The organism is Serratia sp. CY56464, assembly GCF_052168435.1.
In the GTDB taxonomy this organism is placed as follows: domain Bacteria; phylum Pseudomonadota; class Gammaproteobacteria; order Enterobacterales; family Enterobacteriaceae; genus Serratia; species Serratia marcescens.
Genome location: NZ_JBJNMV010000001.1, coordinates 431,340 through 453,547, shown reverse-complemented (window position 1 = coordinate 453,547; position 22,208 = coordinate 431,340). Strand labels below are relative to the sequence as shown.

The 22,208-nt window shown below is 58.7% G+C and carries 17 protein-coding genes and 1 pseudogene; 8 read left to right on the top strand and 10 right to left on the bottom strand.

The genetic code is table 11. The annotated features are described in order from the left end of the window. Nucleotides 1-40: 40 nt before the first annotated feature. Both ACJ8KE_RS02145 and ssuD read right to left on the bottom strand, forming a co-directional pair. The gene (locus ACJ8KE_RS02145; protein WP_274872052.1) at nt 41-1,420 is read right to left on the bottom strand and encodes an FAD/NAD(P)-binding protein; all 1,380 of its coding nucleotides are present in this window, start codon (nt 1,418-1,420) and stop codon (nt 41-43) included. Beyond that, nucleotides 1,420-2,592 carry an FMNH2-dependent alkanesulfonate monooxygenase gene (gene ssuD, locus ACJ8KE_RS02140; protein ID WP_274872051.1) on the bottom strand — a complete coding sequence of 391 codons (1,173 nt, stop codon included), beginning with the start codon at nt 2,590-2,592 and terminating at the stop codon, nt 1,420-1,422. The genes ACJ8KE_RS02145 and ssuD overlap by 1 nt, the downstream gene beginning before the upstream one ends. Before the next feature lie 277 nt (nt 2,593-2,869). Here ssuD and ACJ8KE_RS02135 point away from each other — a divergent pair, with 277 nt between their 5' ends. Beyond that, nucleotides 2,870-4,786 (top strand): aliphatic sulfonate ABC transporter substrate-binding protein, encoded by a 1,917-nt coding sequence (locus ACJ8KE_RS02135; RefSeq protein WP_123867431.1) that lies wholly within the window; start codon nt 2,870-2,872, stop codon nt 4,784-4,786. Nucleotides 4,787-5,506: 720 nt separating this feature from the next. Here ACJ8KE_RS02135 and ACJ8KE_RS02130 read toward each other — a convergent pair. Then, on the bottom strand, nt 5,507-6,247 hold the full coding sequence (locus ACJ8KE_RS02130) for a helix-turn-helix domain-containing protein (protein WP_233504947.1): 741 nt from the start codon (nt 6,245-6,247) through the stop codon (nt 5,507-5,509). A gap of 774 nt (nt 6,248-7,021) precedes the next feature. Here ACJ8KE_RS02130 and ACJ8KE_RS02125 point away from each other — a divergent pair. The 4 genes from ACJ8KE_RS02125 to ACJ8KE_RS02110 all read left to right on the top strand — a co-directional run bounded on the left by ACJ8KE_RS02125 (nt 7,022) and on the right by ACJ8KE_RS02110 (nt 13,196). Then, nucleotides 7,022-7,909: a helix-turn-helix domain-containing protein gene (locus ACJ8KE_RS02125; RefSeq protein WP_079449911.1), complete on the top strand. Its 888-nt coding sequence runs from the start codon at nt 7,022-7,024 to the stop codon at nt 7,907-7,909. Between the two features lie 481 nt (nt 7,910-8,390). After that, nucleotides 8,391-8,564, top strand: a complete 174-nt coding sequence (locus tag ACJ8KE_RS02120; RefSeq protein WP_153297017.1) for a hypothetical protein — start codon at nt 8,391-8,393, stop codon at nt 8,562-8,564. A gap of 457 nt (nt 8,565-9,021) precedes the next feature. Then, nucleotides 9,022-11,361, top strand: coding sequence for a membrane-bound PQQ-dependent dehydrogenase, glucose/quinate/shikimate family (locus ACJ8KE_RS02115; protein WP_274984980.1), 2,340 nt, complete (start codon nt 9,022-9,024; stop codon nt 11,359-11,361). A gap of 194 nt (nt 11,362-11,555) precedes the next feature. Next, complete coding sequence (locus ACJ8KE_RS02110; RefSeq protein ID WP_016927100.1) at nt 11,556-13,196, top strand: Na+/H+ antiporter; 1,641 nt, start codon at nt 11,556-11,558, stop codon at nt 13,194-13,196. A 36-nt stretch (nt 13,197-13,232) separates the two neighbouring features. Here the strand turns inward: ACJ8KE_RS02110 and ACJ8KE_RS02105 are convergent, their stop codons facing one another. Beyond that, nucleotides 13,233-13,988 carry a glycosyltransferase family 2 protein gene (locus tag ACJ8KE_RS02105; protein ID WP_016927099.1) on the bottom strand — a complete coding sequence of 252 codons (756 nt, stop codon included), beginning with the start codon at nt 13,986-13,988 and terminating at the stop codon, nt 13,233-13,235. Between the two features lie 320 nt (nt 13,989-14,308). On the opposite strand from ACJ8KE_RS02105, the gene ACJ8KE_RS02100 reads away from it, so the two are divergent. Continuing rightward, the gene (locus ACJ8KE_RS02100) at nt 14,309-14,551 is read left to right on the top strand and encodes a hypothetical protein (protein ID WP_016927098.1); all 243 of its coding nucleotides are present in this window, start codon (nt 14,309-14,311) and stop codon (nt 14,549-14,551) included. 14 nt (nt 14,552-14,565) lie between these two features. On the opposite strand, the pseudogene ACJ8KE_RS02095 reads toward ACJ8KE_RS02100, so the two are convergent. After that, a pseudogene (locus ACJ8KE_RS02095) lies at nt 14,566-15,195 on the bottom strand (alanyl-tRNA editing protein). Nucleotides 15,196-15,280: 85 nt separating this feature from the next. Between ACJ8KE_RS02095 and ACJ8KE_RS02090 the strand changes: the two are divergent. Next, nucleotides 15,281-16,216 carry a LysR family transcriptional regulator gene (locus tag ACJ8KE_RS02090; RefSeq protein WP_079449913.1) on the top strand — a complete coding sequence of 312 codons (936 nt, stop codon included), beginning with the start codon at nt 15,281-15,283 and terminating at the stop codon, nt 16,214-16,216. Here ACJ8KE_RS02090 and alkB read toward each other — a convergent pair. Next, entirely contained in the window at nt 16,199-16,846 is a 648-nt protein-coding gene (alkB, locus tag ACJ8KE_RS02085) for a DNA oxidative demethylase AlkB (protein WP_016927095.1), read from the bottom strand. The two genes, ACJ8KE_RS02090 and alkB, sit on opposite strands and share 18 nt — an antisense overlap. A gap of 139 nt (nt 16,847-16,985) precedes the next feature. Here alkB and rarD point away from each other — a divergent pair, with 139 nt between their 5' ends. Next, a complete protein-coding gene (gene rarD, locus ACJ8KE_RS02080) occupies nt 16,986-17,864 on the top strand; it encodes an EamA family transporter RarD (RefSeq protein WP_079449914.1) in 879 nt (292 codons plus the stop codon). A gap of 1 nt (nt 17,865) precedes the next feature. On the opposite strand, the gene dhbA is transcribed toward rarD, so the two are convergent. The 4 genes from dhbA to agp all read right to left on the bottom strand — a co-directional run bounded on the left by dhbA (nt 17,866) and on the right by agp (nt 22,189). Then, nucleotides 17,866-18,624, bottom strand: coding sequence for a 2,3-dihydro-2,3-dihydroxybenzoate dehydrogenase (gene dhbA, locus ACJ8KE_RS02075; RefSeq protein WP_025303452.1), 759 nt, complete (start codon nt 18,622-18,624; stop codon nt 17,866-17,868). 102 nt (nt 18,625-18,726) lie between these two features. Then, on the bottom strand, nt 18,727-19,917 hold the full coding sequence (locus ACJ8KE_RS02070) for an isochorismate synthase (protein ID WP_016927092.1): 1,191 nt from the start codon (nt 19,915-19,917) through the stop codon (nt 18,727-18,729). A 188-nt stretch (nt 19,918-20,105) separates the two neighbouring features. Continuing rightward, nucleotides 20,106-20,798: a 4'-phosphopantetheinyl transferase family protein gene (locus tag ACJ8KE_RS02065; RefSeq protein WP_016927091.1), complete on the bottom strand. Its 693-nt coding sequence runs from the start codon at nt 20,796-20,798 to the stop codon at nt 20,106-20,108. Nucleotides 20,799-20,959: 161 nt separating this feature from the next. Beyond that, the gene (gene agp, locus ACJ8KE_RS02060; RefSeq protein ID WP_016927090.1) at nt 20,960-22,189 is read right to left on the bottom strand and encodes a bifunctional glucose-1-phosphatase/inositol phosphatase; all 1,230 of its coding nucleotides are present in this window, start codon (nt 22,187-22,189) and stop codon (nt 20,960-20,962) included. Nucleotides 22,190-22,208: the final 19 nt, after the last annotated feature.

Genomic DNA, 22,208 nt, shown 5'->3' with positions numbered 1-22,208 from the left:
GGATGGGGGGTCTTAGGGTGTTAAAAACGGGAATGGACGATCAGTTTGCAGCCGGACATCGCGCCAACAGGTATTGCGCGACGCTTTGGGCGTGTTCCGCCACCTGCGGCAGCCCCATCAGTTCGCCGAAGCGGCCGCGCGCCGCCGGGCCGGCCACCAGCAGCCGCGGGTTGGCAAGGCCGTCGCCGCCGATCGCCTGGCTGTCGGCATTGACCCACAGCCCCAATCCCAGCGGATCGGCGCGCAGCGCCCCCTGCTCAGCCAGCGAGCTGAGCAACGGGCTGGCGGCGATCAGGCCGGCATGAGCCGGACCCGTAGCGATCAGCAGCCGCTGCGCCTGCAGCGCCCGCTCTGCGCCCTGGCGCGGCAGAATCGTCAAGCGCACGCCCTGCGGTGAGGGTTCCGCCCGCCGCAGACGAGCGGCCAATACCTGCAGCGTGCCCGCCGCCTGTTGCTCCGCCAGCAGCGTGCTCACCTGCGGCGCAATGCGATAGCGGTGCACGTCCCAATAGGCGCGCAGATGCCGCAGAAAGCGCTGCTGTTCGGTCAGCGTCAATGCTTGCCACAGACGCTGGCCCTGGGCGCGCACCGCGTCCAACACCGCCTGCCACGGCACCCGTTGCCCAGCGGCGCGCGCCACCTCAAGGCGCACCTGCCGCACCCCGTCACGCAGTCCGGATGGCGGGGTAAACGACCACGTCGGGTACTCCCCTTCGGCATTGGCACGCGGCAACAGGCCGTGACGAGAGAACGCGGTAATCGGCCCGCGATGCCCGCGGCGGTGCAACGCCGCCACCGCATCGGCCATCGTCAGCCCGCTGCCGACGATCGCCAACGATTCATCGGGTTCAATCTCATCCAGCGCCCCCTCCGCCCAGGGATTGGCGATCAAACGCGCGTCGCGCGCCAGTTCCGGGGCGATCTGCCGCGGCAGCGCGGGCGGCGGATGGCTGGTCGCCAACACCACATAGTCGCCCCACAGCCGTTCGCCGCCGGCGGTGATGACGGACGCGCCCTGCGCCTGCGGCTGCAGGTGCTGCGCCCGATCGCGCAGGTGCCGCAAGCGGGCCTGGCCCGACTGCGCCGCCTGATGAAAACGTTCCTCGACGTAGCGGCCGAAGGCGCCGCGCTGCGGATAGGCTTTACCGTCGCGCCACAACGCCTGCGGATCGGCCGCCAGCCCGCCGCTCTCGCGGAACCAGCGGTCAAAATCCCCCGCCGGTTCATCCGCCAGCTGCATCCTATCGGCCGGGACGTTGATGCGGTGAGTCGGCTCGGTGGTCGAATACGCCACGCCATAGCCCGGCGCGGCGCGCGGTTCGATCACCGTGACATCCACCGCTCCGCGCGCCAGCTGGATCGCCAGCGCCGCGCCGGTGAAACCGCCGCCGATAACGATAATATGGGCACGCTTCGCCATCAGCCCTCCCGCTGCGCCGGGCCGGGACGACGATCGCCGCCGATGGTTTCGCCAAACGGGCCGGTATTGATCGTGCGAGCCGTCTGATGAGCCGACTGCGCCAGCGGCAGCAGCGGCATCACCAGCTCGGCGAAGCGGTGAGCCTCTTCCAGATGCGGATAGCCGGAAAGGATGAAATTGTCGATGCCCAGCGCCTGATACTCGCGTATGCGCGCCGCCACCTGCTGCGGGTTGCCCACCAATGCGGTGCCGGCGCCGCCGCGCACCAGGCCGACGCCGGCCCACAGGTTGGGGCCGATGCGCAGACTCTCGCGCGAGCCGCCGTGCAGCTCGCTCATGCGGCGCTGGCCGGTGGAGTCCATGCGAGCAAAGATCTGCTGCGCCGCCGCGATGGTGTCGTCATCCAGATGCGCGATCAGTCGCTCGGCCGCCGCCCAGGCTTCGTCTTCAGTTTCGCGCACGATAACGTGCAGGCGAATGCCATAGCTGAGTTTACGCCCCTGCCGCTCGGCGCGCTGGCGCACCGCCGCCAGCTTTTCCGCCACCTGAGCCAGCGGCTCGCCCCAGGTCAGGTAGGTGTCGATCTGCCCGGCGGCGATATCGATCGCTTCCGGCGATGAGCCGCCGAAATAGAGCGGCGGGCCGTTTTCCTGCACCGGCGGGAACAGCAATTCGGCGCCTTCGACGCGAATATGCTTACCGCTGAAGTCCACCTTCTCTCCTTTCAACAGCCGTTGATACACCGTGAGAAATTCCTGTGTCACCTCGTAGCGTTCGGCATGGCTGAGGAAGATGCCATCCCCTTTGTTTTCCACCGGATCGCCGCCGGTTACCACATTGATCAGCAGGCGTCCGTCCGACAGCCGATCCAGCGTCGCCGCCATGCGCGCCGCCAGGCTCGGCGGCTGCAGACCGGGGCGCACCGCCACCAGGTAGCGCAACCGGCGGGTGATCGGCGCCAGCGCCGCCGCCACCAGCCAGGAATCCTCGCAGCTTTTACCGGTTGGGATCAGCACGCCGTAATAGCCGAGGTTGTCGGCGGCCAGCGCTACCTGCTGCAAATAAGGCAGGTCCACCGGGCGCCCGCCCTGCGCCGTGCCCAGATAGCGGCCGTCGCCGTGGGTCGGCAGAAACCAGAAAACGTTGATGCGATCTTTCACTGACTCAGTCATTTATGCCTTTCCTATATAACTATTTTCAGTATTTATCGATAGAAAAACTTTGCTTGGTTATAAAAAGAAAAGCAGGATGCATGCCACATTGCAGATTTTAAAAAACCAATAAATATCAATATATTGATGAGATATCGACGTAAAAACACTGCTGCATTGGCAGCAGGCGGCGGCGGAAGGCTGTTGCCAATGCAGCACCGTGCGCCTTTTATCCTCTCGCGGCTGCCCATTGGCTGGGATAAGATTTTTTTCCCATCGTCGTAGACAGGAGACGCCCATGTACGATCCCCAACCGTTCGCCGCCGACAAGCCGGTGCTGATCGATCCGGCGTCGCTCGCTCTGCAAAGCGTGCTCGATCGGCTGGCTCCCACCGATGCCACCGTGCTGATCGTCGGTGAAACCGGCACCGGCAAAGAAGTGGTGGCGCGCTATCTGCACCACCACAGCGCGCGCCGCCATCAACCTTTCCTGGCGGTCAACTGCGGCGCGCTGACGGAAAGCCTGGCGGAAGCCGAACTGTTCGGCCATGAGAAAGGCGCCTTCACCGGCGCCGTCGGCACTCATCAGGGCTGGTTCGAAGCGGCGGAAGGCGGCACCCTGCTGCTGGACGAGATCGGCGAGCTGAACCTGTCGCTGCAGGTCAAGCTGCTGCGCGTGCTGCAAGAGCGGGAGATCACCCGCGTCGGTTCGCGCAAACCGCTGAAGATCGATGTGCGGGTCATCGCCGCCACCCACGTCGATCTGGCCGGCGCGATTCGCCAACGGCGGTTCCGTGAAGATCTCTATTACCGCCTGAACGTGGCGGCGGTGACGTTACCGCCCTTGCGCCAGCGGCCGGACGATATTCCGGTGCTGGCCAGACATTTTCTTGCGCTGTACGCCCGCCGTTTGGAACGGCCACTGCCGCGGTTGACGGAGGAAGCGCAGCAGGCGCTGCTGGACTACCCTTGGCCTGGCAACGTGCGCGAGCTGGAGAACACGCTGCATAATGCGGTCTTGCTGAGCCAGGAGGGGGCGATCGCACCGCAGCAACTGCAGCTCACCCATCGCCTGACGGATAACGACGGCGGCGACGACGCCATCGACCGCTTTGTGCAGCGGCAGTTGCAAGGCGACAGCGCACAGCTTTACCAACGGGTGCTGGATGCGCTGGTGCGCAACGCCTTCGAACGCAGCGGCGGCAACCAGCTGCAAGCGGCGTCGTTGCTCGGCGTCAGCCGCAATACCCTGCGCACCCATTTGGCACATCTTGGTCTGATCAAACCGCGCCGTCGCAGCGCCGGCGCACCCGCACATTCACCGGCCATCGCCGCAGCGTCTCTGCCCGAACGCGAACTGCGCATCGGCTATCAAAAGTTCGGCAACCTCGGGGTGCTCAAGGCGCGGCAAAGCCTGGAACAGCTCTTCGCCACACAGCGCATCAGCGTGTTGTGGAGCGAGTTTCCCGCCGGGCCGCAGCTGCTGCACGCGCTCGACGGCGATGAGATAGACTTCGGCACCACCGGCGAAGTGCCGCCGATCTTCGCCCAGGCACAGGGCAATGCGCTGGTGTACGTCGGTTTTGAGCCGCCGGCGCCGCAGAGCGTGGCGATGGTGGTGCCGCAAGACAGCCCGATACGCAGCGCCGCCGATCTGCGCGGCAAACGCATCGCGCTTAACAAAGGCTCCAACGTGCACTATTTATTGCTGCAGATGCTGGACGAACAGGGATTGACGTTGAACGACGTGCGTATCGTCTACGCGCCGCCGAAGTATCCGCTGTCGGCGACCGACCTGCAGGCGGTGGACGCCTGGATGATGTGGGATCCGCTGCTCAGCGACGCGCAGCGCAACGGGGAACTGCGCGTGATCGCCGACGGCACCCAGCGGGTGCTCAATCAGCAATTCTACCTGGCGCGCCGCGGCTTCGCCGAGCGTTCGGACGATCTGTTGCGGCCGCTGATGCAGGCGCTGCAGCACACCGGCCGTTACATCGCCGCGCAGCCAAGAGAAGCCGCTCGTCACCTTTCCAACGAACTGGGGCTGGCGAGCGCCTCACTGGAACTCGCGCTGTCGCGCCGCAGCCATGAGGTTCGCGCCATGGATTTACAGGTGATCCGTCAGCAGCAAAGCATCGCCGACCGCTTCTACGCCCTCGGGCTGCTGCCCAGAGCGATCGCCGTGCGCGAGGCGGTCTGGCCGCGGGGATCTTAGCCTGGCTTCGAGGGGGAGCAGCATCGGCCGCCCTTTCGCCTCTCCACGCAACCCCATACCGCCGCCGGAACCGAGCGGTAAGGCCAATGCCGCAAAGACATTTTTAGGTAAAATATACCGCCGATGTCAGTGCTAGGATTAATTCGCTATCATTTTATGTGCACTTTCAATTAACGTTACCCTGTTATTTTCGCATTCGCCGGTCGTCATGACCGGCTTTTTTATTTCTCCGTCTCACCGGCCAAAAAATATCGCTTTTTGGTAAACAAAAGCGCGCCAGGTAGGGTTACATAGGAACTGCATGACCTTATTTCCCGTATAGGGGTCGTGCATCTCAGAGAGATTGTCGATGTTTCATTGGCCGGCGTTAATCGCCGGCTTTTTTTATCTTCATTTTATGACGCCTGCGTTGCGCAGGCCCCCCGTCTTATTGCCAGAGAGGATGCGCGCACGCCGGGTCTATTGTTCCGTGAGATAACACTTTTCGGTAAATAACCCCCCCAACGCGCGCTATTATTTAATTGTAGTGTTGTCATACCTATTGAATACCCCATGCTTACCGACCCTCGCGGTCGGTTTTTTTTCTTCCTCGCCAACCGTTCCGTTGGTTGAAGCAGGCTTATGGGGCGTTGACAGGTGGACGCCATCAAAATATCGATGGCATAACCAAAGCTTTCCGTTGTAATCAGGCAACCCTCTGCCGCGTGCGATAAACAAAGCTCATTTTATCGGGATGAAATACCACATGCTGACGTTTTCCTTTTCACCTGGACAGTGATCGTGGATTTTAAAGATTACGCTTTGCGTGATGAAGATATCCAGAGAAGCCAACACCCCCTCATAGAGCGATAGGATGAACTCGTTTTCACTCATCTTTTTTTCTTTTCGCCTGATCGCAATGTACTTTGCCGATGCGTTGTACAGGCTACAGGTTATTGGATTCTTTACGTTTACCTTCATCTGCCCCCGGCTGATTACTGGCGAAAGCAGTTGCACGATCCTTTTTTTCTCGTAATACTCATGCAAATTCAAGTACACGATGCTGCTGGGGAAAGGCTCTTTATCGAAGCCAATAATCGGTTGGTAATTGAGAAAAGGCCAATCGCGCAGGGTTCTGAATGTTCTCGGCGGGCAACCGAACTGATTTGAAAACGCACGGCTAAATGATTGCTGAGAACTAAATCCAGAGAGCAACGCGATTTCATAGATCTTCATATCGGTACATTTCAGCAATAACGTCGAGCGGCTTAGTCTGCGCTTTCTGATATAGGTCCCTATCTTCATCCCTTCATACAAATAGAACATCCGTTGTAAATGCCCGATGGAATACCCTGACTTAATGGATAACGCCCTTATTGATACATGGCTTTGTGTATCAATGGCTTTTTCAATGATAGCGATTATCTCATCTAAAATATTGCGTCTGAACTTGTTAGAACAATCCATAGTAAAGCCTGTCATCTTGCTATTTTTATTATTGAATGCATCCCTCTTCTTGCAGAATCAAAAGCTGTCCGACTTGCTTTCTTTCGAAGAATGGCATTCCCATACCCGTTCAAATATATCCACGTATCACGTTGCACAAAAATCATTTCCAGGGTGAAAGATGCCGATTCACCTCTCGCACAAGATGAGATTCGCAAAGAAGTCGTGTGGAAAAACGCTGATAAACCACGAGCGCCAAGACAGAAAAACGCAGGCCACAGCCAGAAGATAAATAGCAATCACTATTTTTCGCGAAAGTACCCCCCCATATTCCTCCCTGAATGTCATTATCCTTGATACCCCCTTGAATTAACCATTATTTAATTTCACAATCCCCTGCCGGGCCTATTTTCCGCTTCCCCCCTACTCTTAAACATAGAATAGTTAATTATTTCGATTCGAAAAGATGTTACTGTCAATAAATTGGCAGCCATATAGTGTTTTTATCTATCAATGAGCAAAAATTGTGCTCCCATCAGCTTGGTTCATTCATATAAATTAATAAAAATCAACAAATTAATATACTTAAAATGTATCCATACACTTTCTACTTCTTCGCCATACGCTGCTATTTGATAAATGACACTTTTAAGTACATTTTTTTTAATTTACCGCGTTAATATTGCACGCGTTCTATACTCAGGATATTGCCTAAAAGATCGGATGAATTGGGGCTTATCGCTGAATACCGATATCGCGTTATTTTCCCCAACGCAACCATTAGGCAGATAACTAAAAGGGAGCTCCTGCATGTTTATAACCAAAGTCATTGAGGAGCTGCTCGCCTGGGTGGAAGAAAGTGGGTTCAATGAGAAGCTTACCGTTGAGATGCTGTCAGAAAAAAGCGGATATTCACGCGGGCATATCCAAAAAGCGTTTAAAGATGAAACAGGGATGACTTTCGGAAGCTATGTGAGGGGCAGAAAACTCATTCGCGCCGCATTTATGTTGAAAGCGACGAACCTCTCTATTTCCGATATCGTTAAAGCGCTGAACTTTCAGTCATATCAATCCTTTGAACGGGCCTTTCGCAAGCAATTCAGAACCTCGCCGATGCAGTATCGAAAAAGTAAATCGTGGGACGTGTCCTCCGCCATCCCATTGCTGTTTCTCGACGGCATTCCCGAGCATCGCTATGTGCACCTGCCAAAATTTTTCGACGATTCAGGGGATGGCGTTGATGCAGAGATATATCACTTCCATCCTGCGGTTTCCGCGCTGCGATTGGCGGCAATTGATAACATGAAAAAAACGGATAGCGGCGTGATTAATTTTTTCAATTTTGGCGCGAGCATCAGGAAAGAGAATTACGTCAGCATCTATTTGAAGACCCTCTATATTTCTGAAGAAGACTGTCTTGGCAACGTGCTTGCCTCCCTGGCCGACGCCCAGGGAAAAAAAGACATGCAACTTTTTGCAGAGTTCAGTTTTGATGGCGCAAGCGATGAGGCGCAAAAATTCACGCAAAGCATCTACACCAAATCATTCCCGATAAATAAAGTTGGCATGATCGATCGCTTTCTCATTGAAATTATCACCCCCAAAGGCGGCGATAGAATAGAGATGAAGACCTATATCCCCATTGTCTTCCCGATCAAACACAGAGAGAAAGAGGTAGCGCCAGGGCCAGAGCGGTAACCCTGTCACGATCGGCGTTGCTATTTATTAAAAATGGTAATGATTTATAATTATGATGAGTTTAGGCTCAAAACCACGCATTATCCACTCGCCAAAAAGCACCAACTTTAAGACTTATCTAATTGGAAAACACATTAACATCTCCCTGAAAATCGCGCCAAGATGGGATCTTCTCGCTCCCACAAGGAATAACCGCTTATCCGTCAAGCGTTCTCTCCGATATGACTTACGTACCAAAACCTTAAATATCAATACGTTACCCATATTTACTTTTTGTGCGGTCGATTGGATAACTTATTGTTTTTATTTCGTTTTTTCTAAATCTCTCGCCTGAGCGCAGCCGACATTTTTCGCTTTATCCCGCCCGCACGCTTGTAGACATCCCCAGATAGTGACGATATTTTATTTCCACGAGACTTATTTTTACGGGTGCTATCAATATGCCTTAAACAAGAATAAAGCGCGTCAGGAAAATAGAGTTATGAGTATTCAATTATGGTCTAAAAACCTAAAAAAACACTATCCTAATGTTAATGTTGAAAAAGTCACCGTCGGCGAACGCGGGAAAGGTTATATTGTCTATGTCGATGGAGAAAGAATGGCATTAAATCATTTTTTTCGCCGCTTCTACCGACACCGGCTTGATAAAGAATGACGTTTCACTCTGAACTCAACGCAGGGTAAACCTCTACGCAACCTCGTGATTAAAAGCGATTCCGCATTCATCATCACTCTAAATAATTAGTCCAGAGAGGCTCTTTCATTCGATGCGTTTATCACTGCAATAGAATATCGGATTGCCCAACATACCCAAAACCGTATCTCTGCGAAACGGTTACAACCCGGTATTAAATAAAAACATTGATGGTTATTTTTATCGCGCGCGTTCTGTCATCGCCCAATAAAATCCCCTTATCTTGGTCCGGCGACTGATCCAAACCGCAATGGCCACTGTTGAAATGGATATCAAAACGACAACTCAATGCCCCTAAAGCGTTAAAGAATAAAAAGTCTCAAGGCGGGAAATGCCTTGCCTTTCGCGCCGGCATTTTCACGCGTTGGCAGCGATGGGATGGTGATCCAATGTGGATTTAAAAGTCAAAGGAAAACATATGATTAGAACATCGTTTGGTAAGAGAACCGCTATAATTACGTTCTTTTGCTTGCTGGTTTTTTCTGGCGTCGCGTTAACCGTGGGGGGAGTTTGGCTTATCGCCCTCGGCGGATCGTTCTACTATGCCATTACCGGGATAGGCTACATCGCCGCCGCAGTGCTGGTCCTCAAGCGCAGCAAATCAGCTTGTTACTTAACCGGCCTGCTGTTTTTGATGACGGTGCCGTGGGCGCTTTGGGAGTCGGGGCTTAACTACTGGGCATTGTTCCCTCGCCTGCTGGTGCCCGCCGGCCTCTCTATTATCGCCGCGTTTTTACTTCCCTCGTACCTGCACAGCGCCAAGAGTCAAAAGCAGGCTTACATCGCCGGTTCGGTATTATCCGTGACATTTGTCGCTTTCTTTATCGGCGCCTTCTTTCCCCATGGCGAAATTACCCCTTCTGGCGACGTGACGTTTATCGAGAGCAAAAGCGACAATGCGCCAGCCGATTGGAGCGCCTATGGCCGCACGACGGAAGGAACGCGCTACGCGCCGTTCAATCAGGTGAACCGTTCAACCGTCAAAGACCTGAAACTCGCCTGGGTTTATCGCACCGGCGATTTCCGGCCGGGCGTGGACCAAAATACCCCGCTCGCGATCGATGATTTGGTGTATAGCTGTACGCCCAACGGTCTTATCACCGCTATCGATGCCGATACGGGTAAAGCGCGCTGGAAATTTGACTCGCATTCCACCTCCCCCGTTTGGCAACGCTGCCGCGGGCTTGGCTACTACAAAAATGAGGATGTTGCGCCAGGCGCTCTGTGCGAGAAAGCGATCGTTCACACCACGATCGATGCCCGCCTCATTGCGCTGGATGCCAAAACGGGCCAGAAATGTCCCGCCTTCGGTCAAAACGGTGAGGTGAATCTCGGTCAGCATATGGGGGAAGTGAAACCGGGTTATTACTTCCAAACCTCGGCGCCGACCATCGCCAGAGGGAAGATTATCGTCGGCGGCTGGGTTATCGATAACGTGATGAAAGGCGAGCCTTCCGGCGTCATCAGGGCGTTCGACGCCAAAACCGGCGAATTGGACTGGGCGTGGGACTTAGGCAACCCGGGCATCACCAAGGCTCCGCCGGCCGGAAGCACCTATACGCGCGGTACGCCGAATATGTGGACCACCGCCGCCTATGACGACAAATTAGGCTTGTTGTATGCGCCGCTTGGCAATGCAACGCCCGACTATTACGGCATGAATCGCCCGGAAAATTCGGATGAGTACAACTCTGCCCTGGTCGCCATTGATATTGAAACAGGCCGTGAGCGCTGGAAGTTCCAAACCACGCATCACGACATCTGGGATTATGACCTCGCATCCCAACCCGCGCTGGTGGACGGTTTTGATGAGCAACATCGCCCGGTGCCCGCCCTTTTGCTCGGCACCAAACGGGGGCAGATTTTCTACCTGAACCGGGAGACCGGCAAACCGCTGGCGCAGGTTGAAGAGAAAGCCGTGCCGACCCAAGGCGCCGCAGAGGAAGAGCGCCTCTCGCCAACCCAGCCGTTCTCCGTCGGCATGCCGACCATTGGCGCCGAACGCCTGACCGAAGAAAAAATGTGGGGCACCACCCTGTTTGACCAGATGGCCTGCCGCATCCTGTTCAAACAGATGAATTACCAGGGCGACATGACCCCGATCGGCACCCGCCCAACGCTTGAGCAGCCCGGCAATTTAGGCGGACTCAACTGGGGGAGCATGTCGATTGATCCTGTGAACCATATGGCTTACATGAACGATGTGCGCATTCCGAACGTGTTTTGGTTAGTGGCGCGCGACAGCTATGAACGCGTCGCGAAACAGTACCCGCAAAAAGTGATCGATGGCCACGGGCCTTCCCCCATGATCGGCACGCCATACGGCATGATCACGTTGATGTGGATGTCGCCGCTCGAAGTGCCTTGCAACCAACCCCCTTACGGCACGATCACCGCCGTCGATTACAAAAACAAAAAGATCGCCTGGCAGATACCGGCCGGCACCGCCGAAAAAATGGGGCCACTGGGCATCAGATCGCACCTGCCGATGCCGGTTGGCATGCCCACCTACGCGGGCACCATGACGACCGCCGGCGGCCTGGTCTTCTTCGCCGGCTTCCAGGACTATTATCTGCGCGCCTACGACAGCAGCACCGGCAAAGAAGTCTGGAAATATGCGCTGCCGGTCGGCGCGAGCGCGACGCCAATGAGCTACGTTTCGCCTAAAACCGGCAAGCAATACATCGTTATTGTGGTCGGCGGCGCCGCGCATTCGACAGAAACCGGCGATTACGTGATGGCGTTTGCGCTGCCTTAACCCGTTGCCCCGTTTGACTGCGCCATCCCACAGGCAAACGGGGCGAAGACCGGCCTTGCTCAACTGCGCTTTCTTTATCGACAGCGGCCGCCGTGGCCGCTGTTCAGCCTTGGCCGACGAGCCCGCCTGAGGGGCGGCATGCAGAAAAACCGTTTGATAACGGCGAGAAAAATTAAATCCACAAAAGGTTCACGATGGAAACATTCTTCACCATATTGATCTTATTGCTCACCGTCTCGTTGTCCGGCGTCGTGACGCGCATCTTGCCCTTCCAGATCCCGCTTCCGCTGATGCAAATCATCGTTGGCGCCGTGTTGGCCTGGCCGCAGTTTGGGTTGCATATCGACTTCAATCCCGAGCTTTTCTTGATGCTGTTTATTCCCCCGCTGCTGTTCGCCGACGGTTGGAAAACGCCGGCGCAAGAGTTCATCCATTACGGCAGAGAAATCCTTTGTCTGGCCCTGGTGCTGGTGATCATCACGGTCGTCGGGGTGGGTTATCTGATTCACTTCCTGCTCCCGTCAATCCCCCTCGCCGCCGCGTTCGCCCTGGCCGCCGTTCTGTCGCCAACGGACGCCGTGGCGCTGTCCGGCATCGTCGGTAAAGGACGCATGCCCAAACCCGTGATGAGCGTGATCGAAGGGGAGGCGTTGATGAACGACGCCTCCGGGTTGGTTTCCCTCAACTTCTCCATCGCTGTCGCGCTCGGCGCGATGGCGTTTACCCTGGAGAGTGCCTTTCTGACCTTTCTGCAGGTATCGATTGGTGGGGTGCTGTGCGGCATCATTATTGTTTTTCTCTATAATCAAATGGTTAAGTTCATCCATAAATGGATGTATAACGATTCCGCCACTCAGATTATTTTCTCGCTGTTACTGCCCTTTTCCTGCTATCTGATTGCGGAAAGAATCGGCGTATCCGGCATCCTGGCCGCCGTCAGCGCCGGCATGATGATTGGCCAATCCAAAGTGAATCGCAGCATGCCGCTGGTGCGTTTACGCACCAATAATATTTGGGAAATGCTCGAGTTCGTGTTTAACGGCATGGTGTTTATTCTGCTTGGGCTGCAGCTGCCGGGCATCTTGAACTTCACCGTGGCGCAAACCGGTATCGATCATTCCATCAGCCTGGAGACGCTGCTGGCTTACGTGGTGATCATCTATTTTAGTTTGATCGCCGTGCGTTTGATTTGGCTGTGGCTGATGAAGGTCGGCAGCGCGACCCTGATGCGCAAAGATCCGTTGTTATTTTCGAAATTCAGCACGCGCGATCTGTTCGTCGCCGCCTTTGCCGGGGTGCGAGGGGCGGTGACCCTGGCGGGCGTGCTGTCAATTCCGCTGTTTTTATTGGATGGTTCGCCATTCCCGGGCCGGTATCAACTGGTGTTTATCGCCTCGGGGGTCATCCTGCTGTCGATCGTCGTCGGCATCGTCACGCTGCCCTTCCTGTTGCGCGGCAATCTGCCGCCGGAAGAAGATCAGGAAGAGGCTTTCTCCGTTTCAGAAGCCTTGGCGAGCGCGGCGACCAAGGCCGTCAACGAAACCAAAGAAAAGCTGCTCGTCGCCCCGCCGGACGACGCCACGCCGGAGCTGATTGAAGAAACGACGCGGCGGATGCTGGACGTGCTGCAACGTAAAATTCTGACCAAAGAAGACGTTAAGAATATCGTGGCGCTGAAGCGGCTGGAAAAGCAGCTGTACTTAGCCTCGTTGCACGCGGAAAGAGAAGAGCTGTACCGGCTGCGCCGCATGAAGAAAATCAGCCATGAGAAACAGAGAAAGCTGCTGCATCGCATTGATATCACTGAGGTGCTGATCGCTGAAGACAGCGTTTAAACAAGGAGATGAAGGCGGTTCGCCCCCCGCCTTCGGCTATCTGTGGTACCACGCCTTGAAATACTTCAAAAAGCTGTAGGACACCGCGTAAACGCCGGTCACGGCCCCGACCCGGCCCGCTTTCCAGGCGCCGCTGAAAATGTACCACTTGAAAAATGCGCCGATGGCGCTAATCACCCCTCGGAGAATCGATGGCCTTATCGCCTTGTATTTCACCACGCGCGCCGTATAGCTGTTCAGCTTGGCAAACACTTCCTCGATTGAGAAAAAAGTGTCGTGTTTAACGTGCCCGGCCAGTATCAAGGTGGATGCGCCCCCTTCCGCCGCATCATCTACCGGCGCATCATTGAACTTCACCACCTGGCGATGAAAAAAGCGAATGGGGTAATCCGGTGACGAGACGGGATAAAGCGTTCTGACCGCCTGTCCCAACACAAACCAATCGCGACGAATGCGATAGGCGTTGTTTTTGTCAGGGCCTGGGGTGCGCTTGAAAAGCCGCATCGCGTCGACCGCTTCATCATCCATGATCTCATCGCTGTCCAGGCACAAAACCCAGTCATGCCGCGCGCAGGATATGGCGTAATTCATTTGCCGGCCATGGGTTTCAAACGGGTGATAAAGAGGCTTGATATTGAAGTCGTCGCAAATGGCCAACGTGCCGTCAGTACTGCCCGAATCCACCACGATGATTTCATCGGCGAACGCCGCCACAGGTTGCAACACGTCACGCAGCAAGCGCGATGAATTAAACGTCAATAAACACACGGAAATCCGGTTACAAAAATCCATTTTACATTCCACGACACTGAAAAAATGCAGTCCATGCCAAAACGGCGGGCGCGCCGTGCAAAAGCGCGATCCCAAAGCGCTTCTCCTGCCCCGAGCGCCTCTTCGATTAAGTATTTAGAATATTGGCTGCCCTGTCATGCCCCGGATGATGGCATCTGACTATTTCATCAATTTCAATGAAATCAAATAGAAAGGCGGATTAAACGCGGGCGTTCACCGCACCGGCTCACGCGCTGGCGGGCGCCGAGCGCGAGCGCGGCGCTTGGCGGCGCCTTGGTTTTGTTATAACGTATCAAAAAACAAGTAAAGGGAAGACGACGATGAAAATCCAGCTGTCGCTGTTGTTTCTCAGCCTGCTGGCCGGCAAGGCCGCAGCGTTTCAGTCGAAAGTGCCCGAACCGCGCCCGGAGCAGGCGCGGGCGGCGGAACAAAACATCGAGAATCTGTTTTACGGCTTTCACGCCATGGACGCCCAGCCGGTGAGCATCGGCAGTTGCGCGGCGGTGCCGGTAGCGGGATGCCAATGCGCGTTCTGCACCCAGCTGCGGCAGGCCGGGCGCTGAGCCGCCCCCCTCATTCAACCCAGCTCATATTGCACGTTCAACTGCCCTTTCTTCATCTTTAGGCCGGTAATCGCGATCGCGCCCACCTCGCCCAGCGCGGCGACATGGGTGCCGCCACAGCCGTAGGCGGGCAACTCGCCGAAACCGACCTAGCGCAAACCGTCCACCGCCTGCTGGCGGCGCGGCAGATCGGCGGCGATCAAGCGCGCCAGCTCCGCCTGCAAAAAATCCGCTTCTATCGTCTGCGCATCCGGCCCCGGCGCGAAAGTGATGCGCCCTTCCCCCGGCCAATGGTGCGCCTTGACCGGCCGCCAGCCCCGGGTTTCGCCCAACCAGCCGATCAGATGCCCAGCGGAGTGCCAGCGGGCGTGCAGCCGGCGCTGCGCTTCATCGATTTGCATCGTAACCGGCCCGTTCGGCAGCGGCGCGGCGGTAAAGTGCACCACGGTATCCCCCTGCTGCTGCACCCGCAGCACGGTGACGCCGCCTAACGAACCCACATCGGACGGCTGGCCGCCGCCCTGCGGGTGGAACAGCGTGGCGTCCAGCTCCACGGCGTAAGCGCCCGCCTCGGCCGGCGCACAGCTCAACACCTGCGCCTGGCCCTGTAAATCGTCGCTGTAGTAATAACGTCGTTCGGTCATCATTTTTCTCCTCGGTTCGAAGAGCCATTATATTCATGTCATAATCGGAGCATAATCCGCCGCCATCACAATGGACCTTTGCGTCATGAGCACAAATCTTTCTTACGCGCTGTTGGCCGAAATGGCCGTTTTCGTTCAGGTGGTAGAGAGCGGCAGTTTTTCCGCCGCCGCCCGCAAGCTGGGCGCTTCGCCTTCCGCCGTCAGCCGCAGCGTGGCGAAGCTCGAGCAGGCGCTGGCGCTGCAGCTGCTGCACCGCACCACCCGCAAACTGCGGCTGAGCGAAAGCGGCGAAGAGGCGTTTGCGCACTGCCGCACCCTGCTGGCGGCGGCCGACGCGGTCATGGCGATCGGCGGGCGCGGCGCCGCGGAGCCCGAAGGGCTGATCAGCGTCAGCGTACCCAAAGCGGTGGGCCGCTTCGTGCTGCATCCGCACATGCCGGAGTTCCTGCGCCGCTACCCGAAGGTGGACGTGAGGCTGCGGCTGGAAGATCGTTACATGGATTTGATCGACGATCGGGTCGATCTGGCGCTGCGCATTACCGATCGCCCGTCGCCCGGGTTGGTCGGCCGCCAGTTGATGAGAATAGACCATCTGCTGTGCGCCACGCCGCACTACCTGGCGCAACACGGCACGCCGCTGCACCCGCACGATCTGGCGGCGCACAGCTGCATCTATCTGGGAGAAACGCCGAGCGACGCGCAATGGAAATTCCGCCGCAGCGGCAAAACGGTGACGGTCAGCGTGCGCGGCCGCTACGCCGCCAACCACACCGGCGTGCGGCTGGACGCGGTGAAACGGCATATCGGCATCGGCAGCCTGCCGTACTTTACCGCCCGCCAGGCGCTCGACGAGGGCGAGATCGTGCAGGTGTTGCCAGAATGGGATTTCCTCAGCAGCTATCACGGCGGCCTGTGGCTGCTCTATGCGCCCAACCAGTATCTGCCGCCCAAACTGCGGGTGTTTATCGACTATCTCGTCGCCTGCCTGGCGCAGGAGCCGCAGTTAAAGCGCCTTGCGTAGCGTGATGTTGATGCGGTGCGGCCCCACCAGCGAGTGATAGCCTTCCTTGACCGGCAGGATGCCGTGAAAACAGAGCCGCGATGGGCCGCCCCACACCACCACATCGCCGTGCGCCAGCGGAATGCGCCGCGCCCGGTCGCTGCGTTGCAGGCCGCCGAACTGAAACACCGCCGGCAGCCCGAGCGACACCGAGACGATCGGCGCGCCGAAGTCGTGTTCGTCTTTATCCTGATGCAGCGACAGCTTGCTGCCCGGATCGTAACGGTTCATCAGACAGGAATCCGGCACGAAGGGGCCGAAGCCCGCCTGCTGCGCAGCTTCGTCCGCCAGCGCCATCAGGATCGGCGGAATGGCCGGCCAGCGTTTGCCGCTGCGCGCGTCGCGTTCCGAATAGCGGTAGCCCCGGCTGTCGCTGGTCCAGCCGTTGCCGCACCAGCTCATCGCCACCGACATCACGTGCCCGCCGGGGGTGGTCAAATGCCGCCACGGCACCTGGGCCACCACGCCCTGCACCGCCGCCAGCAGTGCCGGCCCGTGATCGCGCACAAAGCCGTGCATCACCACCGCGCCGGGGGCGATCTCTTCGCGCCACGGCGGCGGCAGCGCGTCTTCAAAAAGATCGATTGTCATCGCCAAAGCCTGTATGAATACACAGTATCCATTGTAACCCGCCGCCGCCGATTGTCCAGCGCCCGGCGGCGCCATTGTCGTTGGCGGCAAATTTCTCTACAGTAGCCGCCATAAAATCAATCACTCACCAGGAATGCGTGTGATTAAGGGCATCACTCTTTCGGTCGTCGCCTCCATCTTGTTCGGCGCGATGTATTACTTCACCTCTACCCTCACCCCGCTGAACGGCGAACAGGTCTACGGCTGGCGCACGCTGCTGACGCTGCCGTTCCTGACGCTGTTCATGGCGCTGTCCGGCGATTGGCGCAAGGTGAGCGACACGCTGGTCGGGATCGGCCAACGGCCGCCGCGTCTGCTGGGCCTGCTGCTCACCTCGGCGCTGCTGGGGGTGCAGCTGTGGCTGTTCCTGTGGGCGCCGCTGCACGGCAAGGCGCTCGACGTGTCGCTCGGCTATTTTCTGCTGCCGCTGACCATGGTGCTGGCGGGCCGTTTGATCTACCGCGACCGGCTGTCGCTGCTGCAAAAGCTGGCGGTGGCATGCGCCATGGTGGGGGTAGGCAATGAGCTGTATCAGGCGGGCGGCGTGTCGTGGCCGACGCTGGTGGTGGCGCTGGGTTATCCGCTCTACTTTATTTTGCGGCGGCGTTTCGGCACCGACAATCTCGGCGGGCTGTGGTGCGAGCTGGCGCTGATGCTGCCGGCGGCGGCCTGGTTCGCCTTCGGCGACGGCGGCGCGGCGGCGCTGCCGATCAATGCCGAGCTGTATTGGCGCATTCCGCTGCTCGGCGTCATCAGCGCCGTGGCATTGGTGTGTTACATCCTCGCCAGCCGCCTGCTGCCGTTCAGCCTGTTCGGCCTGCTGAGCTATGTGGAACCGGTGCTGCTGGTGATCGTCGCGCTGCTGCTCGGCGAAAGCATCGGCCAAAGCGAATGGCCGACCTATCTGGCGATCTGGCTGGCGGTGCTGCTGCTGGCGGCGGAAGGCGCGCGGCACCTGCTGCGCCGCCAGCGGGTCTGACTCAGGCGGCCAGCGTCGCGCCGCCGTCGATCACGATGTCCTGCATGGTGATGTGGCTGGCCAAGTCGGAGGCCAGGAACAACACCGCGTTGGCGATCTCGTCCGGGCGAGCGATTTTGCCCAGCGGGATCCCCAACTTGAACATCTCGGGGAAGCCGGCGATGGTGCGTTGCTGCGCATCATCGGTCTGCCACATGCCGCGCTGCATCGGCGTGTCGGTCGAGCCCGGCGACACCAGATTGCACCGCACGCCGAACGGCGCCATCTCCAACCCCACGCAGTGGTTCAGGCTGGTCAGCGCCGCCTTGGAGGCGCAGTAGGCCGCCATCTGCGCGCGCGGTACGTGCGCGGCGTTGGAACCGATGCTGACGATCGCCCCGCTGCGCTGCGCCTTGAAGTGCGGCAGCACGGCGCGGAACAGGTAAAACGCCCCCGAGGCGTTGACGTTGATGCACTGGTGCCAGTCATCCACGCTCAGATCTTCGGTATTGCCCATGCGCAGAATGCCGGCGGCGTTGACCAACACGTCCAGTTGCGGGTTTTCCGCCAGCTGTTGGCGGCACACCGCCTCCACCTGCTCCGGCCGGCTGATGTCCAGCGTCACGCAAGGGTAAGGCAAATCCGGGTTGGCGAACTCGCGGTCAAACCCCACCACCTCGGCGCCCTGCGTCAAAAAATGCCGGGCGATCTGCTCGCCGATGCCGCGCGCCGCGCCGGTCACCCACACGCGTTTGCCGGTGAAATCCATCTGAATGCTCATGCGCGCACCGCCATCCGGGCGCACAGCCGGGTCATGTTGTTGTTCATCATTGTCTCCTGCGAAAAGGATAGGATGCGGCGCGCGCTGCGCCGCAAAGTGGCCCTACAGCGCACCGCTGTTCAGGCCGAAAGCGTTGAGCATGGTGCCCAGTTTGGCGGCGGTTTCCAGCCACTCGGACTGCGGCGTCGAGGCGGCGACGATCCCCGCGCCGGCGAACAGCCGCACCCGGTTGCCGCGCAGCAGGCCGCTGCGGATGACGATCGCCCACTCGCCGTCGCCGTTGGCGTCGCACCAGCCGACGATGCCGCTGAACAGGCCGCGATCGTGCGGCTCCAGATCGGCGATCAGCTGGCGGGCGCTCTCGGTCGGGAAACCGCACAGCGCCGGCGTCGGATGCAGCAGGCAGGCCAGCTGCATCACGTTGAGATTCGGGTTCAGCAGCTCGCCGCGAATGCGGGTGGACAAATGCCACATGGTGCCGGTACTGAGCAGCGACGGGCCGCTGGGCACGCTCAGGCTGGCGCACAGCGGCGCCAGGTGCCGACGGATGTCGTCGATCACCAGCTTGTGTTCGTATTTGTCTTTGGTCGAGCGCATCAGGCGCTCGCTGCCGAGGCGATCCTGCTGCGGATCGTCCTGACGGCGCGCCGAGCCCGCCAGCGGGTTGGTGTGGATCTCGCCGCCCTGCTTGCGGATCAGCAGTTCCGGGCTAGCGCCGATCAACACGCCGCCATCGGCCAGTGGCAGGGAAAAGTGGTAACCGGTCGGGTTCTGCACCATCAGGTTATTGAGGATCTGGTGGCCCGCCACCGGCTGCTCCAGCTCGATGTCGAGGATGCGCGACAGCACCGCCTTGTCCAGCTTGCCTTGTTTAAAGCGGCTGACCGCTTCCGCCACCGCGTGCTTGAAGCGCGGCTCGTCCGGAATGCTGGTGCAGGCGGCCAGGCGATGCGGCTGTTGCAGCATCGGGCGCGCGGCGCGGGTAAAGCTGTCGTTGGCGACAAACTCATAACTTTCAGGCACATATAGGCAGGAAGGCCGGCGCGTGTCGAACGGAATGGCGCCCACCACCACCGGCGTCTCCTGGCCGGCGGCGTTGGCTCGCGCCAGCGCCTGGCGAATATGCTGCGCCAGCGCGCTGCCTTCCTGCTCGCCGCCGAACGCCGGCGTCTCAATCCGTTCGGACACGCCGCTGGCGGAGAGGGAACGGAATTCGGACCGGTACAAAAAGGTCGATTGTTCGGCGTACGCAAACCCGGGGAAGGTTTGGTTTTCTGTCGTCAGTGTCGCCACAGACCACTCCTTTGTTGCGCCTCACCAATGATAATGTTTATGCGAATAATTATCATTAGCTGTAAAAGGAGGATAAATTACACCGATTCCCCACCGAGGGTCAATCTCCGATGAATGAATCTTTCCGCTCGCTGCGGCAAATCCACGTTACGGCGCAGCAAGAAATAACACACTGTTATTATTGTATTTTAGCAAAAAATAAAGGTCGTGACGTCGTCACCTTCACGCCAAAAATGCCCGCTGAACCGGCGGCCGGCGGGGCAATTTGGCGTCAAGGTCTTAAGCAACGCTAATACGAACGTCTGCCGCTGCGTATCCACGGCGACCATGCGCGCATCGAGAAAATCGAAGTAACAACGCACCTGCGGATAAAGCGCCTTGAACAGGCTCTCTTTGGCGGAAAACGTCAGCGTCAGCAGCTCGTTGAACGGCAGCGTTTCGCGCAGCAACGCCTCGCGCTCCCCCGCCGAAACGATCGCCCCCCACAGCTCCTCCGCCCGCACGTCGGAGAGCAGCGTCTCCACATCCAACCCAACGCCGCCCAGCCCGCTCTCGCGGTGTACGGCGCACAGCGCGGTATCCGAATTATGGCTCAGCGCCCCGGCGATGCCCGGCGGCCACTGCGGCGCGCGATCTTCGCCGCGCGCCAGGGTGAAGTCGGCGAAACCGAGCGGCGCCAGCAGCTGTCGCGCCAGCACACGCCCGGCCAGATACTCCGCGCGGCGTTTCGGCACCGCGCGCGCCAGATGGTCCGGCAGCGCAAAGCCCGCCTCGGGAAAACTCTCGTCGCGATACTCCGCCAGCGCAAACTGGCAGCGCGCCACCTGGCCCGGATAGCCGTCCGGCGTGAAAAATTCGATATTGCGGATAAAAGTGGGCAACGGCAGTATCCATGATAAGCAGGCAGGCTGATGATGTTAGCCCCCGAAACCGCCTGCAACAATGACCCTGGGCAAAATAAATGACGTTAAGGCTCGTACGGCGGCACGTTAGCCGGGATGGGGAGAGGCCTCTCCCCCGCGGTCGGGAGAGAGGCTGGGCATTACAAGATGCCTTTCATGGTCTTTTCGAAATCGCTCCAGGCGCAGAAACCGTCTTTGTCGATCGGGCAGCCTTTCAGCGCCAGCGTCACGCGCTGCGGCGGGGTTTGCAGCGTCAGCGGCGTCGCCTTGCGCAGCTGTTCGGTCGACTGATAGACGTACTCAATCTTCAGCAATTCACGGCTGTTCTGCGCGTCGCGCCAGCGCTGGAACACCAGTTTGCCGCCTATCGGCGTTTTCTCGTACTGCTGCGGCAGCTGATACGGCTGGAACTGCATGGCCGACAGCAGCGAGGCGATATTGGAGTCGTGGCCGACCAGCACCGTCAGCTTCGGCGCGTCCGGTTTGCGCTCGCCGAGCAGCGCGTTGTTGATGTAGGTCAGCAGCGGTTTGGCGACGTTCTGCGCCACCACCGGCGAGGTGAACAGCGAATCCTGATAGCCGTCTTTCAACTGCGCCAGCTGCTTCCACTGCTGCGGGGTGACGATTTTGCCCCAGGCCACCTCTTTCATCGGGAAACCTTCGTAATACTGCAGCATAAAGGCGTCCACCAGCGAGTTGCCCACCCGCAGCGGGCCGGAGACGCCCGGCTCTTTGCCCGGCACCGCGCTCATCACGCTGGCTTCTTTGGTCAGGTCGCAGTGTTTGTCGGTCTTGCAGGCGGCGGAATCCTTGTAGTCGATGATCTTCGCCAACTGCTGATAAGAGGCGTCCAACTTCAGCGATCCCAGCGCGGCATTCATCGCCGCCAGCGCCTGCTGGTTGAAGGCTTCGCTGGTATCGGTGATGATCGGGTTGAAGGTCGGATCCATCTCGCCCATCTTGTCCTGATGGTGCACGCTGACGTCGCAGCCGGGGAACGCGCCGTTGCTGAAGAACTGCGCGGTGGCCACCGTGCGCTGCAGGCTGTTGGCGTAGACGTACACGCTGCCGGCGGTCGGGCAGCCCTCTTGCGGCAACAGGCCGGTCTGCTTCAGCCAGGCGTTGAAATAGTGCCCCATATACACTTCCAGCACCCCGCCCTTGGTGGTCAACTGGCCGCCCGGCGTTTCCCAGGCCGGCCAGGCCTTCGGCGTGGACTGCGCCAGCACGCTGCCGTTGTTGGCCAGCGGCGCGCGCAGGTTATGGCGGCTCATCACCAGCACCTGTTCCAGTTGATAACCGCCGGCGTCCGCCAGCGCGTTCCCGGTGAATAACAAGGGCAGGCACAGCAATAACGTTTTTTTTCTCATCCGCAGAGGCTCCCGGAAA

Excerpts from the sequence above, each read along its gene's own strand:
- ACJ8KE_RS02100 (WP_016927098.1), top strand. The coding sequence starts at position 14,309 with ATGAAAATCCAGCTGTCGCTGTTGTTTCTCAGCCTGCTGGCCGGCAAG.
- ACJ8KE_RS02110 (WP_016927100.1), top strand. The coding sequence starts at position 11,556 with ATGGAAACATTCTTCACCATATTGATCTTATTGCTCACCGTCTCGTTG.
- ACJ8KE_RS02135 (WP_123867431.1), top strand. The coding sequence starts at position 2,870 with ATGTACGATCCCCAACCGTTCGCCGCCGACAAGCCGGTGCTGATCGAT.
- ACJ8KE_RS02105 (WP_016927099.1), bottom strand. The coding sequence starts at position 13,988 with ATGGATTTTTGTAACCGGATTTCCGTGTGTTTATTGACGTTTAATTCA.
- agp (WP_016927090.1), bottom strand. The coding sequence starts at position 22,189 with ATGAGAAAAAAAACGTTATTGCTGTGCCTGCCCTTGTTATTCACCGGG.
- ACJ8KE_RS02145 (WP_274872052.1), bottom strand. The coding sequence starts at position 1,420 with ATGGCGAAGCGTGCCCATATTATCGTTATCGGCGGCGGTTTCACCGGC.
- ACJ8KE_RS02115 (WP_274984980.1), top strand. The coding sequence starts at position 9,022 with ATGATTAGAACATCGTTTGGTAAGAGAACCGCTATAATTACGTTCTTT.
- alkB (WP_016927095.1), bottom strand. The coding sequence starts at position 16,846 with ATGACAATCGATCTTTTTGAAGACGCGCTGCCGCCGCCGTGGCGCGAA.
- dhbA (WP_025303452.1), bottom strand. The coding sequence starts at position 18,624 with ATGAGCATTCAGATGGATTTCACCGGCAAACGCGTGTGGGTGACCGGC.
- ACJ8KE_RS02125 (WP_079449911.1), top strand. The coding sequence starts at position 7,022 with ATGTTTATAACCAAAGTCATTGAGGAGCTGCTCGCCTGGGTGGAAGAA.
- ACJ8KE_RS02120 (WP_153297017.1), top strand. The coding sequence starts at position 8,391 with ATGAGTATTCAATTATGGTCTAAAAACCTAAAAAAACACTATCCTAAT.
- ACJ8KE_RS02130 (WP_233504947.1), bottom strand. The coding sequence starts at position 6,247 with ATGACAGGCTTTACTATGGATTGTTCTAACAAGTTCAGACGCAATATT.
- ssuD (WP_274872051.1), bottom strand. The coding sequence starts at position 2,592 with ATGACTGAGTCAGTGAAAGATCGCATCAACGTTTTCTGGTTTCTGCCG.
- ACJ8KE_RS02090 (WP_079449913.1), top strand. The coding sequence starts at position 15,281 with ATGAGCACAAATCTTTCTTACGCGCTGTTGGCCGAAATGGCCGTTTTC.